The following is a 13,650-nucleotide window of genomic DNA, read 5'->3' as shown; positions in this document are numbered from 1 at the left end:
GGTCAGTTCCCGAACGCCTTGGCCGCGTCCGCCTCCAGCTTCGCCTGCGCGCCCGCCACGTCCGACGGGTTCGCCAGGAAGTCCTGGAGGTCCTTCCACTCACCGGCGCCCGGCGTTCCGCCGAAGGCCGCGGGGGCCTGGTCCGACATGTCGAAGCGGAAGTCGTCGCCCGCCGCGATCAGCGCCTTCGCGATGCCCCGCTGGATGTCGTTCGGGTACGCCGCCGGGTCCACCGACTTGTTCGGCGAGATGAAACCGCCCTCGCGGGCCTGGATCTCCGCCGCGTCCGCCGAGGCGAGGAAGGTCAGCAGCGCCTGCGCGCCCTTGGACGGCTTGAGCGCCACCGCCACGTCACCGCCCGACACGACCGGCGCCTTGCCGCTGCCGACCGCCGGGAAGGGGAAGACGAGCGCGTCCTTGCCGACCTTCGCCTCCGTCTGCGCGATGTTCACCGCCACGAAGTCGCCCTCGAAGACCATCGCGGCCGCCGGCCTGTCACCGCCGGTGAAGGTCTGCGTCACCGACTTCGGGAACTCCGTCGCCAGGGCCCCGCTCTGGCCGCCCGCCAGGTAGTCCTTTCGGCCGAACAGCTCGGCGAGCGTCGTCAGCGCCTGCTTGACGCTGTCGTCCGTCCACTTGATCTCGTGTTTCGCCAGCTTGTCGTACTTCTCCGGGCCGGCCTGCGACAGGTAGACGTTCTCGAACCAGTCCGTCAGGGTCCAGCCGTCCGCGCCGGCCACCGAGACCGCCGGGGTGCCGGACGCGGACAGGGTGTCCGCCGCAGCGATCAGGTCCTTCCACGTCTTCGGCGGCTGCACGCCCGCCGCCTCGAACGCCTTCGCGTTGTACCAGACCAGAGACTTGTTGGCGGCCTTGTAGTACACGCCGTACTGGGTGCCGCCGACCGCGCCGAGGGCCTTCCAGCCCTGCGAGTAGTTCTTCTCCAGCTCGGCCCTGGCCTCCGGACCCACCGGCTGGGCCCACTTGTTCTGCACCGCCGAGACCAGCGCCCCGACCTGCGGGAGCAGCGCCACGTCCGGCGGCTGCCCGCCCGCGACCTTCGTACCGAGGAAGGTGACGATCGGGTCCTGGGCCGGGACGAAGGTGACGGAGGCGCCGGTGCGCTTCTCGAACTCCTTGAGGACCTTCGTGAAGTTGGCCTGCTCCGGGCCCGTCCAGACCGCCGCGACCTCCAGCTTCTCGCCGGTCAGCTGCGGCAGCGACACCCGCGGGCTCGCGGAGGCCCCGGCCGCCGGAGGGTCCTCCTTGTCACCGCCGCCGCTGCCGCACGCGGTGAGCGCGAGCGCGCCCGTCGCGAGCAGGGCCGCCCAGGCGTGCGCCCTCGTACGGCGTGACCCCTGGCGCTCCCCGTTGGCTCCCGTGTGGCCGGTTCCGTGCTGCCTGCGCATGGCTCTGCCCCCGATGCCGGTGTGCTCGTGGTGTGTTGCGTGCCACAAGGTCTACGCGGCGCGGCGCGCCCCCGCAATACCGCGTCACGGGGTTGAGGGGGCCGGGTGGGGGTGTGACGCCCGGTGCGGGGCGGTCTCAGGGGGCCGCCGGGAACAGCACGGGTATCGCGGAGACCAGGTGCGACGCGCGGTCCAGGGCACTGGCCAGCAGCGCCAGGTCCGTCGGGCCGTTGCCCAGCTCGCGGACGGGGCGGCGGGCCGGTGGATCACCCATCCGTTCCCATTCGACCGGTACCACGGTCGGCCTCGACGTGGCGGTCCGGGGGATCCGGCCGGTGACGCGGCCGCCCTGGAAGGGGACCGTCCGGCCGTCACCGTAGTGGAGCAGGCCCCGGCCGGGGCCGGTCTGGTCGGGGGCGTCGAGTTCGACCCGCAGGGTGGCGAGCCGGGCCGGTTCCGTGCCGGCGGTGCGGTCGGGGCGGGCGCTGGTGGCCACCAGGTGCACCCCGAGCCGGGCGCCCTCGCGGGCCAGCCCTTCCAGGATCCGGACCACCGAACCGGCCGCGGGACGGCCCGTGCTGCCGAGGCCGGGTGCGACCAGCGCGTCGAAGTCGTCCACGAGGACCACCAGGCGCGGCAGCGGGCCGGGCCCGGCGGCCACTTCGGTACGGGGGGCGGAGGCGCGCAACCGCAGGGTCCCGGTGCGCTGGGAGTCCTCGCCGCCGATGGTGCCGGACGAGGCGCCGCCGATGGTGCCGGACGAGGCGCCGCCGATTGTGCCCGAGGAGGCGGTCCGGCCCTCCTGCGGAGAGGGCCGCCGGGGCGACACCATCAGCTCGCTGACCTCGCGCCGGGCGTGCCAGTCGGCGAACGTCACGCCGTCCAGCAGCTCGTGACGGCGCTTGAGCTCCGCGCCCAGGGCCTGGGCGAACTCCCGCATGCGCACCGGGTCGGAGGCCACGAGGTGCGCCGAGACGTGCGGCAGCTCGGTGCAGGGCAGCAACCCTTCGCCGCGCTCGCCGCCGGCCCCGTCGATCAGCAGGAGGCCGAGCCGGTCGGGGCGGGCCGCGGCGCACAGGGACGCCGCGACGGAACGCAGCAGTTCCGTACGCCCGCTGCCCGGCGGCCCCTCGATGAGCAGGTGCGGGCCGTCGTGGACCAGCTCCACGCCGACGGGGCCGCGCCGGCCGGCGCCGAGCACGACCTCGGCGAGACCGCCGACGGTCTGCCCCTGCCCGGTCGCCGCCGCCCAGCGGGCCATCAGGGAGGCGGGGGTGGCCCGGGCCAGACCGAGCTCGTCGAGCAGGCGGGAGGTCTGGGGCAGGCTGGCGGCGGCCGGACGGTAGCCGCCCGCGGCGACCGCCTCGGCGCGCAGGGGCGCCAGGGCGCGGGCGAACCGCTCCGCCCAGGCGGCGGAGACGGCGTCGGCGACGGCGGTCTCGCCGGGGCGGACGGGCTTTCCGCCGCTGACCTGGAAGGTCCGCACGGCGGTGGCGACCTCGCCGCTGAGGACGGCGACCGCGCCGCAGGCCCGGAAGGCGGGGGTGCTCGCGCAGGCGGCCTCGTACGTCTCGGCGAGCGGGTTCGCGGGCGTGGCGGCGGGGGCCTCGGCGAGGGCGAGGAGGTGGACACCGGCGGCGGGCCCGTGGGAGGCCAGCCGCGAGGTGACCTCGCGGAGGGCTCCGGTGCCGGGGTCGCCGTCGAGGACGACGAGGGTGTACGGGCCCTCGTACGCCGCGGCGGCCCGGCGGACGGCGTCGGGCCCGGCGGTGGCCCAGCCCGTGCCGAGGGGGCTGTCGTCGAGGCGCCGGGTCAGCTCGCCGGTGCGGGCGGCGGCCTGCTCGCGGTCATGGGCCAGCAGGAGGCGGCAGTGCTGGCCGTGGGCGGGGCGGACGTGCGGGAGCCAGCCCAGCCAGCTCCAGTCGGTGGTCCCGTCCATGGCGAGCAGCACGATCTCCAGCTGTGCCGGGGAGTGCAGGGCGGCGAGCTGGGCGATCACGGAACGGGCCACGCCGGTGAGGCGGGCGCGGGGGCCGGCGATGCCGAGCGCGCCGGCCTCGCGCAGGTCGACGCGGCTGCCGGCGCCGAGCCCGACGTCGAGGGCGCCGGGTGGGCGGGACCAGAGCCGGCCGGTGGGGCCGAGGGCGGCGAGCAGCAGCGCGGCGGGGTCGTCGTCGGCGGGCGCCGCGGCGGCCGGCGCCTCGGCCTCGACGGCCACCTCGGCGACGTCCTCCCCGCGCACCCACTTCCGCGCCCAGGCGCCGATCCCCCGCCGCCGGCCGCCTCCGGCGACGGGCCACACCGCGGCGGGTGCCCCCACCATGGGCCGCCGCCCGCCCGCCGCATCTCCAAGGGCGGCCAGATCCGCCCCTGCTGCTCCGCTCGTCCCGGATCCGGTGCGGCCGTCGTGGGCCTGCGGCCGGCCCGCCTGCTGCGGGGCGAACGGTGCGCCGGGCGCCGGGGTGCCGGTTCCGCTGCCGTGGGCCTGCGCGGGCTGCGGCGCGCGGGGCGCCGGGGCGCCGAACCCGTCCGAGCCGCGGCCGGTGGCGCCGTCCTGGGGGTGCCCGGCCTCCTGGGGCGCGGAGGCCGCCCACGCAGGGCCACCGGTGCGTGGGGTTCCGCCATGCTGCTCGGCGGCCGGCCGTGCACGGCTGGTTCCGCCGTCCTGGGCGGGGGTGGCCCACGTGGGGCCGGTTCCGCCGTGATGGGCCTGCGCGGGCTGCTGCCCGCGGGGCGCCGGGGCGCCGGGGCCGCCGTCGGCGGTGGTGCCGCTCTGGGCGCGCGGCGCGCCGCCGTCCTGGGCGGCCCAGGCCGCCCCGGCCGGGCGGGGCCCCGTTGCGGGGTCGGGGGCGGAGCCCCCGTTTCGGGAAGGGGCGGGGTCAGGGGTTCGCCCCTGCGGGCCACCCCGCCCCGCGTTCCCGGACGCCCCCGAGCGGTAGCCGTACCCGTCGGCGCCGGTGTCCTCGTAACGCCCCGCACTGCCGTAGGACCCGCCGGGGTCGGTCGGGCCCCCGGCCGGGTGAGCCGGCCCCGCACTGCCGTAGGGCCCCGCGCCGGGGTCGGCCGGGCCCGCCGCGCGGGCCGGGGCCGCGGCGTCGTAGGGGTCCGGGGACGGGGTGGTGGGGGCGGACGTTCCGGACGGGAGGGACAGGCGGCCCTCCATGTCCGGCGTCAGTGCCAGGACGGGCTCGCCCCCCGCGGCCAGGCGGAGCGTCGATTCGCCGATGCGCAGCAGCGCCCCCGGCGGCAGCGGGACCGCCCGCGGACCCACCGGGACCCCGTCCACCGTCGTGCCGTTCGTCGAGCCCAGGTCGGCCACCGTCACGCGTCCGTCGGCCTGCACCGTCACCGCGCAGTGCAGCCGCGACACGTCCGGGTCGTCCAGCGGTACGTCCGCGCCCGACGAGCGCCCGATCCGGACCGCTCCCGGGTGCAGCAGGTGCACCCCGCCCGCGTCGGGCCCGGCCACCACCCGCAGTTGCGGGGCGTCCAGCCCCTCCTCGGGCAGCGCCGGCACGGCGTCGGCCACCGGCGTGTGCAGCGCCAGTACCGCCCCGTCCACCAACGGCGGTTCGCCCAGCATCCGCCGCTGGAGGTCGAGCCGCTCGGCCCCCGCGTACAGCACCACCGTGCCCCCCGTGTCGGGGCCTCCCACGGTCGCCGCGAGCGCCGAGGCCACGGCGGCCAGCGCGGTACCGGGGGGCGCGGTGACGAGCACGTCACAGCCGGCGGGCGCGGTCGCGGTCTGGTGGCCGCTGCGCGACCCGAGGACGGTCAGCCGGATCTGCATCGCCGTCAGCGGTCCCTTCTGCGCGGAGCGCAGTGCACGGTGCGCGCGCCCGGGAAGGGGAACGGCCGGGCCAGTCCGCCCGATCACCCCCCGCCCGGCACGGACGCGTCGTCCGGTCAGGTCTGCCGGAAGGCCGGGCTCCCGCCCCGGCCGTTCCGTACGGGTGCATCCTCGCACCTGTCACCGACAACACGCCCGGGCCCCACCCATAAATGATCTTGATTGATCATCCTCCCGCGCGCTCATCGCACACATGAGGTCAACGGCCTGCCGAAAATCGCCTCCGGCATACCCCGCAAATCTCACCCTTCGCACATATGTACGGCAACCAACCTCCGCCGTCCGGCGTCTTCCCCCCGTACACCCCCTAGAGTGGGCCGGAAAAGACAGCGTCGGAATCATCCGAAACCAGACGACAGACACACGACAGCAGGGGAGCGCGAGACGTGCGGCCAGTGGGCAGCAAGTACCTGCTTGAGGAGCCCCTCGGGCGCGGCGCCACCGGTACCGTCTGGCGTGCCCGCCAGCGGGAGGCCGCCGGCGCGGAGGCGGCCGTCGCCGGCCAGCCCGGCGAGACCGTGGCCATCAAGGTCCTCAAAGAGGAGCTGGCCCAGGACCCGGACATCGTCATGCGCTTCCTGCGCGAGCGCTCCGTCCTGCTGCGCCTGACGCACCCCAACATCGTCCGCACGCGCGACCTCGTCGTCGAAGGCGACCTGCTGGCCCTGGTCATGGACCTGATCGACGGTCCTGACCTGCACAAGTACATCCGGGAGAACGGCCCGTTCAGCCCCGTCGCCGCGAGCCTGCTGACCGCCCAGATCGCGGACGCGCTCGCCGCCAGCCACGCGGACGGCGTCGTGCACCGGGACCTCAAGCCCGCCAACGTCCTCCTCGACGAGCGCCACGGCCAGATGAAGCCGATGCTCACGGACTTCGGCATCGCGCGCCTCGCCGACTCCCCGGGCCTGACCCGCACGCACGAGTTCGTCGGCACCCCCGCCTACGTCGCGCCCGAGTCCGCCGAGGGCCGCCCGCAGACCTCCGCCGTCGACATCTACGGCGCCGGGATCCTGCTCTACGAACTGGTCACCGGACGACCGCCGTTCGCCGGCGGAACCGCCCTCGAAGTGCTCCACCGCCACCTCAGCGAGGACCCGCAGCGCCCGCCGAACGTGCCCGAGGCGCTCTGGATCGTCATCGAGCGCTGCCTGCGCAAGGAGCCCGACGAGCGCCCCAGCGCCGAGAGCCTGGCGCGGGGCCTGCGCGTGGTCGCCTCCGGCATCGGCGTGCACTCCTCGCCCGCCGAGGTGGAGGCCGCGCTCGGCGTCGGCGCGCTGCTCGCGCCCGACCCCTCGCCCGCGCCCGTGCCGGCGACGCCGGGTTCCGCCGATCCGACCCAGGTGCTGCCCGCCGGCGCGCCGTCCCCGATGGGCGCCTACGACCCCAACGCGATGACCAGCGTGATGCCGCCGGTCGGCGGGGGCGACGCGACGACCGTGCTGCCGAGCACCGGGGCGCCGGCCGCGGACGCGACCTCCGTCATGCCGCCGGTCGAGCGGCCGGACCAGCCGCACCCCTGGCAGTCGCAGATGCAGGCCGCCCGGGACCGCAACGAGCAGACGCAGGTGCAGTACCTCAGCCCGGACGACGACCCCCTGCGCCGCCGCCCGCAGCGGCAGGCGCCCCCGCCGCCGCAGCAGCGCCCGCAGCAGCCCCCGTACCGCCAGCAGCCCCCGCCGCAGCCGTACCACCAGCAGCAGTACGCGCCGCAGCCTCCGCAGTACCAGCCGCAGCAGCAACAACCCCAGTACCGCCAGCCGCAGCCCCAGCAGCAGCCTCCGCAGCAGCAGCCCCAGTACCGGCAGCAGCCGGTCCGGCCGCAGGCCCCGCCGCCGCAGCCGCCGGCCCCCCGGGAGCCGCGCGAGCCGCGCCGCCGCAGCGCCAACCCGGTCCGGATCCCCGGGCTCGGCTGCCTCAAGGGCTGCCTGGTGATGATCCTGCTGTTCTTCGTGGCGGGCTGGCTGGTGTGGGAGCTGACCCCGCTCCAGGAGTGGGTCGGCACCGGCAAGGGCTGGTGGGACCAGTTGTGGTCCTGGGGCTCGGACGCCGCCGACTGGATCTCCACCATCGGCGACTCCGCCCGCGCCGGCGGGTCCTGAACCGCCGTCACGACCGCGCTGGTGCCGACTTCGTGGATTTGTCGACTTCTGGGGCGTGATTTCGCCCGCAGAAGTGAAGGTCGCCGCGAATCGGACCCCCTACTGGCCTAAAACCCGCACCCGGCCGCGTAGCTTTGGTGCGTACGCCAGCCGCTGAGGGAGCAGTCGTGGCACGGAAGATCGGCAGCCGGTACACCGCGCACCAGATCCTTGGGCGCGGGAGCGCGGGCACGGTGTGGCTGGGCGAGGGGCCGGACGGGCCCGTCGCCGTCAAACTGCTGCGCGAGGACCTCGCGTCCGACCAGGAGCTGGTCGGACGCTTCGTCCAGGAGCGCAGCGCGCTGCTCGGCCTGGACCACCCGCACGTCGTCTCCGTCCGCGACCTCGTCGTGGACGGCAACGACCTCGCCCTCGTCATGGACCTCGTCCGCGGTACGGACCTGCGCACGCGCCTCGACCGCGAGCGGCGGCTCGCCCCCGAGGCGGCCGTGGCCATCGTCGCGGACGTCGCCGACGCCCTGGCGGCCGCCCACGCGGCGGGCGTGGTGCACCGCGACGTCAAGCCCGAGAACGTACTGCTCGACATGCAGGGCCCGCTCGGCCCGGGCGGCGCCCACCCCGCCCTGCTGACCGACTTCGGCGTCGCCAAGCTGATCGACTCGCCGAGGCGGGCCGGGACGGGCCGGGCGCCGGCCCCCAGCACCCGGATCATCGGCACGCCGGACTACCTGGCTCCGGAGATCGTGGAGGGACTGCCCCCGCGGGCGGCGGTCGACATATACGCCCTGGCCACGGTGTTGTACGAGCTGCTGGCCGGGTTCACCCCGTTCGGGGGCGGGCACCCCGGCGCGGTGCTGCGGAGGCACGTCACCGAGAGCGTGGTCCCGCTGCCCGGGATCCCCGACGAGCTGTGGCAGCTGATGGTGCAGTGCCTGGCCAAGGCCCCGGCCTCGCGGCTGCGCGCCTCCGAGCTGTCGGCCCGGCTGCGGGACCTGCTGCCGCTGCTGGCCGGGATGCCGCCGCTGGACGTGGACGAGCCCGACGACGCGGAGCCGGAGCCGGCGGAGGCCGATGAGGCCGTCCCCGCCGACCCGGCGCGGCGGCGGGGCGTGGTGCCGCTGGTACCCGGCTCGGCGACCGACTCCAACCGTGACACGCACACCTCGATGCGGGTCCCGGGACCGGACGAACTGGCGGGGGGCGCGCTGGGCACGGCCCGGGTGCCGCGCCCGGCCGGCGGCCACCGTCCGGGCTCGGCGCGCCACCGCGCGGAAGCGGCCCGCAAACGGCGCCTGGCGCTGACGGCCGGGGCCGTCGCCCTGGCCGCGGCGCTCGGCGTGGGAGGCTGGCTGGCCACCTCCGGTGACGAGCCCCCCTCCCAGGACACCAAGCACTCGGCCCCACCGACGCCGTAGCCGCACCGCCCGCCCCACGGGCCCCGCGAGCCCCGCGGCACCGGGAACGCGGCCCCGCCCCGGCGGGGTGGGCTCCCGCGAGGTCGTCTCTTTCGGATGTTGCCGGGCGGCGCGGGCCGGGCGAGATCCGGAAGAGACGGCCTAGGCCCGGACCAGCTCCGGGTGCCAGCGGCGCGCCACCTCGGGGTGCGCGCGGACCCAGCCCTTGAGCTCGTTGCGGCCGTACTCCGCGTGCAGCGGGTTCGAGGCGTCGTGGGCCACGCCCGGCGCCGCGCGCAGGTAGTCGCCCGGGACCGTCTCCACCACCGCGTCGAGGCGCGGGTTGTAGAAGAACGGCACCGAGAACCGCTCCACCGCCCCGGGCGGGCTCACCACCCGGTGGTCGGTGGCCGTCAGGTAGCCCTCCGTCGCGATCTCCAGCAGCTCGCCCAGGTTGACGACGAACGCCCCCGGCCGCGGCGGGATGTCGACGTAGCCCCCGTCGCGCACCACCTGGAGCCCGCCGACCGAGTCCTGGAGCAGCAGCGTCAGGAACCCGTAGTCCTTGTGCGCGCCGACCCCCTGGTCCGCGCCCGACGGGGCCGATCCGGGGTAGCGGATCAGCTTCGTGTGCAGGTGGGGACGGTCGGCGAAGGCCGCGTCGAAGAAGTGCGAGGGGGCGCCGATCGAGGCCAGCAGCTCGCGGAGCAGCCGGTGGGCGACCGAGGCGAGCCGCGCCTGCCAGTCCAGCACCACCTCGCGCAGCTCCGGCAGCGCCTCGGGCCACTGGTTGGGCCCCTCCAGCCACAGGTACGCCGGGTCGTCCGGCCCCAGCAGCGGCGCGGGCCGCTCCGCGCCGACGTCGAGCTGGTCCCGCCAGTCGGAGGAGCCGCCGGTCAGCTCGTGCCCGATCCGGGTGTAACCGCGGAAGTGGGGCGAGTTCAGGTTGCTGACCGCCAGCCGGTCGGCCTCGGGGAGTTCGAAGAAGGCCCTGGTCAGCTCCAGGATGCGGGCGGTCTCGGCCTCGCTGATGCCGTGCCCGGTCAGGTACAGGAACCCGGTGTCGCGGGCGGCGGCGTGCAGCTGCTTGAGGAAGTCGGCGCGCTCGGCGGGGTCGTCCGCCCGGGAGAGGTCGATGACCGCGAGCGAGGGTATGGAGGTGTCGGCGGGAGAAGCGGAAGGAGAGGGGTGCGCGGACGGCATGACGGCTCCGTTTCGGATGTCACGGGGTCCTGTTCCCGGAGATGGCGGGGCAGCGGGTGGGGAAGGCCGTCGGCAGGGGTGGCGCCGGGGGCCGGGTAGCCGCGTACAGGACCGAAGTCGGATCGGTGTTGATCAGGCTCGTGCGAGGTCCGGCGGCAGACAGCTCGTGGTGGTGACACGCATGTGATCCACATGGCGGCGCTTCACGAGGAGAACGGTCATACGGTGAGCGTACGCCCGTACCCGCCTTGATCTGTACGGGCCGATCCGGCCTGGCCGGAGAGTGCCGCCGGAGGACCGGCTACGCTGGACCCGTGGCAGTCGTCGATGTTTCCGAAGAGCTGAAGTCCCTCTCCTCGACCATGGGGTCGATCGAGGCCGTCCTGGACCTCGACAAGCTGAGGGCAGATATCGCCGTGCTCGAGGAGCAGGCAGCCGCGCCGTCCCTGTGGGACGACCCGGAGGCCGCCCAGAAGATCACGAGCAAGCTGTCCCACCTCCAGGCCGAGGTCCGCAAGACCGAGACCCTGCGCGGGCGCATCGACGACCTCTCGGTGCTCTTCGAGCTCGCCCAGGAGATGGACGACGCGGACACCCTCGCGGAGGCGGAGGCCGAGCTGGTCTCCGTGCGCAAGGCGCTGGACGAGATGGAGGTCCGGACCCTGCTCTCCGGCGAGTACGCCGAGCGCGAGGCCCTGGTCAACATCCGCGCCGAGGCCGGCGGCGTCGACGCCTCCGACTTCGCCGAGCGCCTCCAGCGCATGTACCTGCGGTGGGCCGAGCGGCACGGCTACCCCACCGAGGTGTACGAGACCTCGTACGCGGAAGAGGCCGGCATCAAGTCGACCACCTTCGTGGTCAAGGCCCCGTACGCCTACGGCACCCTCTCCGTCGAACAGGGCACCCACCGCCTCGTGCGGATCTCGCCCTTCGACAACCAGGGCCGGCGCCAGACCTCCTTCGCGGGCGTCGAGGTGCTGCCGGTCGTCGAGTCCAGCGACCACGTCGAGATCGACGAGGGCGAGCTGCGCATCGACGTGTACCGCGCCTCCGGCCCCGGCGGCCAGGGCGTCAACACGACGGACTCGGCGGTGCGCATCACGCACCTGCCCACCGGCATCGTGGTCTCCTGCCAGAACGAGCGCTCGCAGATCCAGAACAAGGCCAGCGCGATGAACGTGCTCCAGGCCAAGCTGCTGGAGCGGCGCCGCCAGGAGGAGCAGGCCAAGATGGACGCCCTCAAGGACGGCGGCAGCTCCTGGGGCAACCAGATGCGGTCCTACGTCCTGCACCCGTACCAGATGGTCAAGGACCTGCGGACGGAGTTCGAGGTCGGCAACCCGCAGGCGGTGCTCGACGGCGAGATCGACGGCTTCCTGGAGGCCGGGATCCGCTGGCGCAAGCAGCAGGAGCAGACCGCGTAACCATCCGGACGTGCGAAGGGCCCGGACACCCCGAGGTGTCCGGGCCCTTCCTTTTGCTTGTGCGCGGTCGGTCACGAGCGGTCAAGAGCGGTCACGGTCGGTGACGCGCTCGGCCGGCGCATTCGCTCACGTAGGGGATCGGGACGCGGCGGAGGACTGCGCGGCTACGCGGCCTTGGCCACCATCGCGAGGGCGGCGACCAGCACCACCAGCAGCGCGATGAGCGTCATCGGATTCAGGCCTGCGAAGGGGCTCTCCTGCTGGAGGCGCTCCCGGTTCGCCCGGCACACAGGGCAGCGGCCCTGGCTCACGGGTGCGGCGCAGTTCGCGCACACGAGCCGGTCATATGTCATGCGCTCCTCCTCTCGTCCCCTGGTACGACTGGTACAACGGCGCGGGGAACGAGTCCGTTCCCCCTACCACTGTGCCAGCTCCGGCGACATTCGGCGCGGCCCGTCCGGGCAATCACTCCCCGGCTCCCCCACGACCCGGGGACATATCGGGCAACTCCGGATGCCGGGCCCACACCGCGCGCCCGTTCGCGTATGGTCACGCACACCTACTCCCGGCGACCGTGGTGCACCCGTGATCCGATTCGACAGCGTCTCCAAGTCCTACCCGAAGCAGAGCCGCCCCGCACTCAGAGATGTCTCGCTGGAGATCGCGAAGGGCGAGTTCGTCTTCCTCGTCGGCTCCTCCGGCTCCGGCAAGTCCACGTTCCTGCGCCTCGTGCTGCGCGAGGAGCGGGCCAGCCACGGCCAGGTCCACGTCCTGGGCAAGGACCTCGCCAAGCTCTCCAACTGGAAGGTCCCGCACATGCGGCGCCAGCTGGGGACCGTGTTCCAGGACTTCCGGCTGCTGCCCAACAAGACGGTGGCCGAGAACGTCGCCTTCGCGCAGGAAGTCATCGGCAAACCGCGCGGCGAGATCCGCAAGGCCGTCCCGCAGGTCCTGGAGCTGGTGGGCCTGGGCGGCAAGGAGGGCCGGATGCCCGGTGAGCTGTCCGGCGGTGAGCAGCAGCGCGTGGCCATCGCCCGCGCCTTCGTCAACCGCCCGGCCCTGCTGATCGCGGACGAGCCGACCGGCAACCTCGACCCGCAGACCTCCGTCGGCATCATGAAGCTGCTGGACCGCATCAACCGGACCGGCACCACGGTGATCATGGCGACGCACGACCAGCAGATCGTGGACCAGATGCGCAAGCGCGTCATCGAACTCGAACAGGGCCGTCTCGTGCGCGACCAGTCGCGCGGCGTCTACGGCTACCAGCACTGAAAGGACGCCATGCGCGCCCAGTTCGTCATGTCGGAGATCGGCGTCGGTCTCCGTCGCAATCTCACCATGACCTTCGCGGTCATCATTTCCGTGGCCCTGTCGCTGGCCCTGTTCGGTGGCTCCCTGCTCATGCGCGACCAGGTCAGCGCGATGAAGGGGTACTGGTACGACAAGGTCAACGTCACCGTCTACCTCTGCAACAAGAGCGACGCGAAGGACGCCGCCGACGCCGCGACCGACGCCGCCGCCAAGGGGGACGCCGGGGCCGTCGCCAAGGGGCCCTGCGCCAAGGGGGCGGTGACCCCGGAGCAGAAGCAGCAGATCGAGGCCGACCTCAAGAAGATGGACCTCGTGCAGAGCGTCACGTACGAGTCCTCCGACGAGGCCTACAAGCACTACAAGGAGCGGTACGGCCAGACCGCGCTGGCCTCGGTCGTCACCCCGGACCAGATGCCGGACTCCTTCCGGGTCAAGCTCAAGAACCCGGAGCAGTACAAGGTCATCACCTCGGCCTTCGCTGGCCGCGACGGCGTGCAGTCGGTGGCCGACCAGAGCTCCGAGGTCGACAACCTGTTCAGCCTCCTGGGCACGCTCAACTGGGCGGCGCTCGGCATCATGATGATCATGCTGATCGTGGCGCTGCTGCTGATCGTCAACACGGTGCGCGTCTCGGCGTTCAGCCGTCGGCGGGAGACCGGGATCATGCGTCTGGTCGGCGCCTCCGGTTTCTACATCCAGGTGCCCTTCATCATGGAGGCGGCCGTCGCCGGCCTGATCGGCGCGGGGCTCGCCTGCGTGATGCTCGGCGCCGGGCAGTACTTCGTGATCGACCACGGCGTGGACCTGCGCCACAAGCTGGAACTGATCAACTTCATCGGCTGGGACTCCGTCCTCACCAAGCTGCCGCTGGTGCTGGTCGTCGGCCTGCTGATGCCCTCGCTGGCGGCCTTCGTCGCGTTGCGCAAGTACCTCAAGGTCTGACGGCCCCCCGGG

At 74.0% G+C, this 13,650-nt stretch carries 9 protein-coding genes; 5 read left to right on the top strand and 4 right to left on the bottom strand.

Annotated elements, in window-relative coordinates; translation table 11 throughout:
• Positions 1–2 precede the first annotated feature (2 nt).
• Together ACIA6C_RS04725 and ACIA6C_RS04720 are read right to left on the bottom strand one after the other, a co-directional pair.
• Complete coding sequence (locus tag ACIA6C_RS04725) at positions 3–1,409, bottom strand: ABC transporter substrate-binding protein (RefSeq protein WP_399272913.1); 1,407 nt, start codon at positions 1,407–1,409, stop codon at positions 3–5.
• A gap of 136 nt (positions 1,410–1,545) precedes the next feature.
• On the bottom strand, positions 1,546–5,199 hold the full coding sequence (locus ACIA6C_RS04720; protein WP_399272912.1) for an FHA domain-containing protein: 3,654 nt from the start codon (positions 5,197–5,199) through the stop codon (positions 1,546–1,548).
• Between the two features lie 446 nt (positions 5,200–5,645).
• Between ACIA6C_RS04720 and ACIA6C_RS04715 the strand changes: the two genes are divergently transcribed.
• Both ACIA6C_RS04715 and ACIA6C_RS04710 read left to right on the top strand, forming a co-directional pair.
• Entirely contained in the window at positions 5,646–7,361 is a 1,716-nt protein-coding gene (locus ACIA6C_RS04715; protein ID WP_399272910.1) for a protein kinase, read from the top strand.
• A gap of 167 nt (positions 7,362–7,528) precedes the next feature.
• A complete protein-coding gene (locus tag ACIA6C_RS04710) occupies positions 7,529–8,776 on the top strand; it encodes a serine/threonine-protein kinase (RefSeq protein ID WP_399272908.1) in 1,248 nt (415 codons plus the stop codon).
• A 141-nt stretch (positions 8,777–8,917) separates the two neighbouring features.
• Here ACIA6C_RS04710 and ACIA6C_RS04705 read toward each other — a convergent pair whose 3' ends face one another.
• Positions 8,918–9,958, bottom strand: a complete 1,041-nt coding sequence (locus tag ACIA6C_RS04705; RefSeq protein ID WP_399272906.1) for an isopenicillin N synthase family dioxygenase — start codon at positions 9,956–9,958, stop codon at positions 8,918–8,920.
• A gap of 314 nt (positions 9,959–10,272) precedes the next feature.
• Between ACIA6C_RS04705 and prfB the strand changes: the two genes are divergently transcribed.
• Positions 10,273–11,382 carry a peptide chain release factor 2 gene (gene prfB, locus ACIA6C_RS04700; protein WP_190182675.1) on the top strand — a complete coding sequence of 370 codons (1,110 nt, stop codon included), beginning with the start codon at positions 10,273–10,275 and terminating at the stop codon, positions 11,380–11,382.
• A 164-nt stretch (positions 11,383–11,546) separates the two neighbouring features.
• Here the strand turns inward: prfB and ACIA6C_RS04695 are convergent, their stop codons facing one another.
• Positions 11,547–11,735: a hypothetical protein gene (locus tag ACIA6C_RS04695; RefSeq protein WP_366082299.1), complete on the bottom strand. Its 189-nt coding sequence runs from the start codon at positions 11,733–11,735 to the stop codon at positions 11,547–11,549.
• Between the two features lie 232 nt (positions 11,736–11,967).
• Between ACIA6C_RS04695 and ftsE the strand changes: the two genes are divergently transcribed.
• A complete protein-coding gene (gene ftsE, locus ACIA6C_RS04690; RefSeq protein ID WP_190182673.1) occupies positions 11,968–12,657 on the top strand; it encodes a cell division ATP-binding protein FtsE in 690 nt (229 codons plus the stop codon).
• 9 nt (positions 12,658–12,666) lie between these two features.
• On the top strand, positions 12,667–13,638 hold the full coding sequence (gene ftsX, locus ACIA6C_RS04685) for a permease-like cell division protein FtsX (protein WP_361137762.1): 972 nt from the start codon (positions 12,667–12,669) through the stop codon (positions 13,636–13,638).
• Positions 13,639–13,650: the final 12 nt, after the last annotated feature.

The organism is Streptomyces sp. NPDC051578 (assembly GCF_044454045.1).
Lineage (GTDB): Bacteria > Actinomycetota > Actinomycetes > Streptomycetales > Streptomycetaceae > Streptomyces.
Note: the sequence above shows the minus strand (reverse complement) of the source record. Positions and strands in the feature narration are given on the sequence as shown.

Coding starts and splice junctions, on each gene's coding strand:
- ACIA6C_RS04725 (WP_399272913.1), bottom strand. CDS start 1,409: ATGCGCAGGCAGCACGGAACCGGCCACACGGGAGCCAACGGGGAGCGC.
- ACIA6C_RS04695 (WP_366082299.1), bottom strand. CDS start 11,735: ATGACATATGACCGGCTCGTGTGCGCGAACTGCGCCGCACCCGTGAGC.
- ACIA6C_RS04705 (WP_399272906.1), bottom strand. CDS start 9,958: ATGCCGTCCGCGCACCCCTCTCCTTCCGCTTCTCCCGCCGACACCTCC.
- ACIA6C_RS04720 (WP_399272912.1), bottom strand. CDS start 5,199: ATGCAGATCCGGCTGACCGTCCTCGGGTCGCGCAGCGGCCACCAGACC.
- ftsX (WP_361137762.1), top strand. CDS start 12,667: ATGCGCGCCCAGTTCGTCATGTCGGAGATCGGCGTCGGTCTCCGTCGC.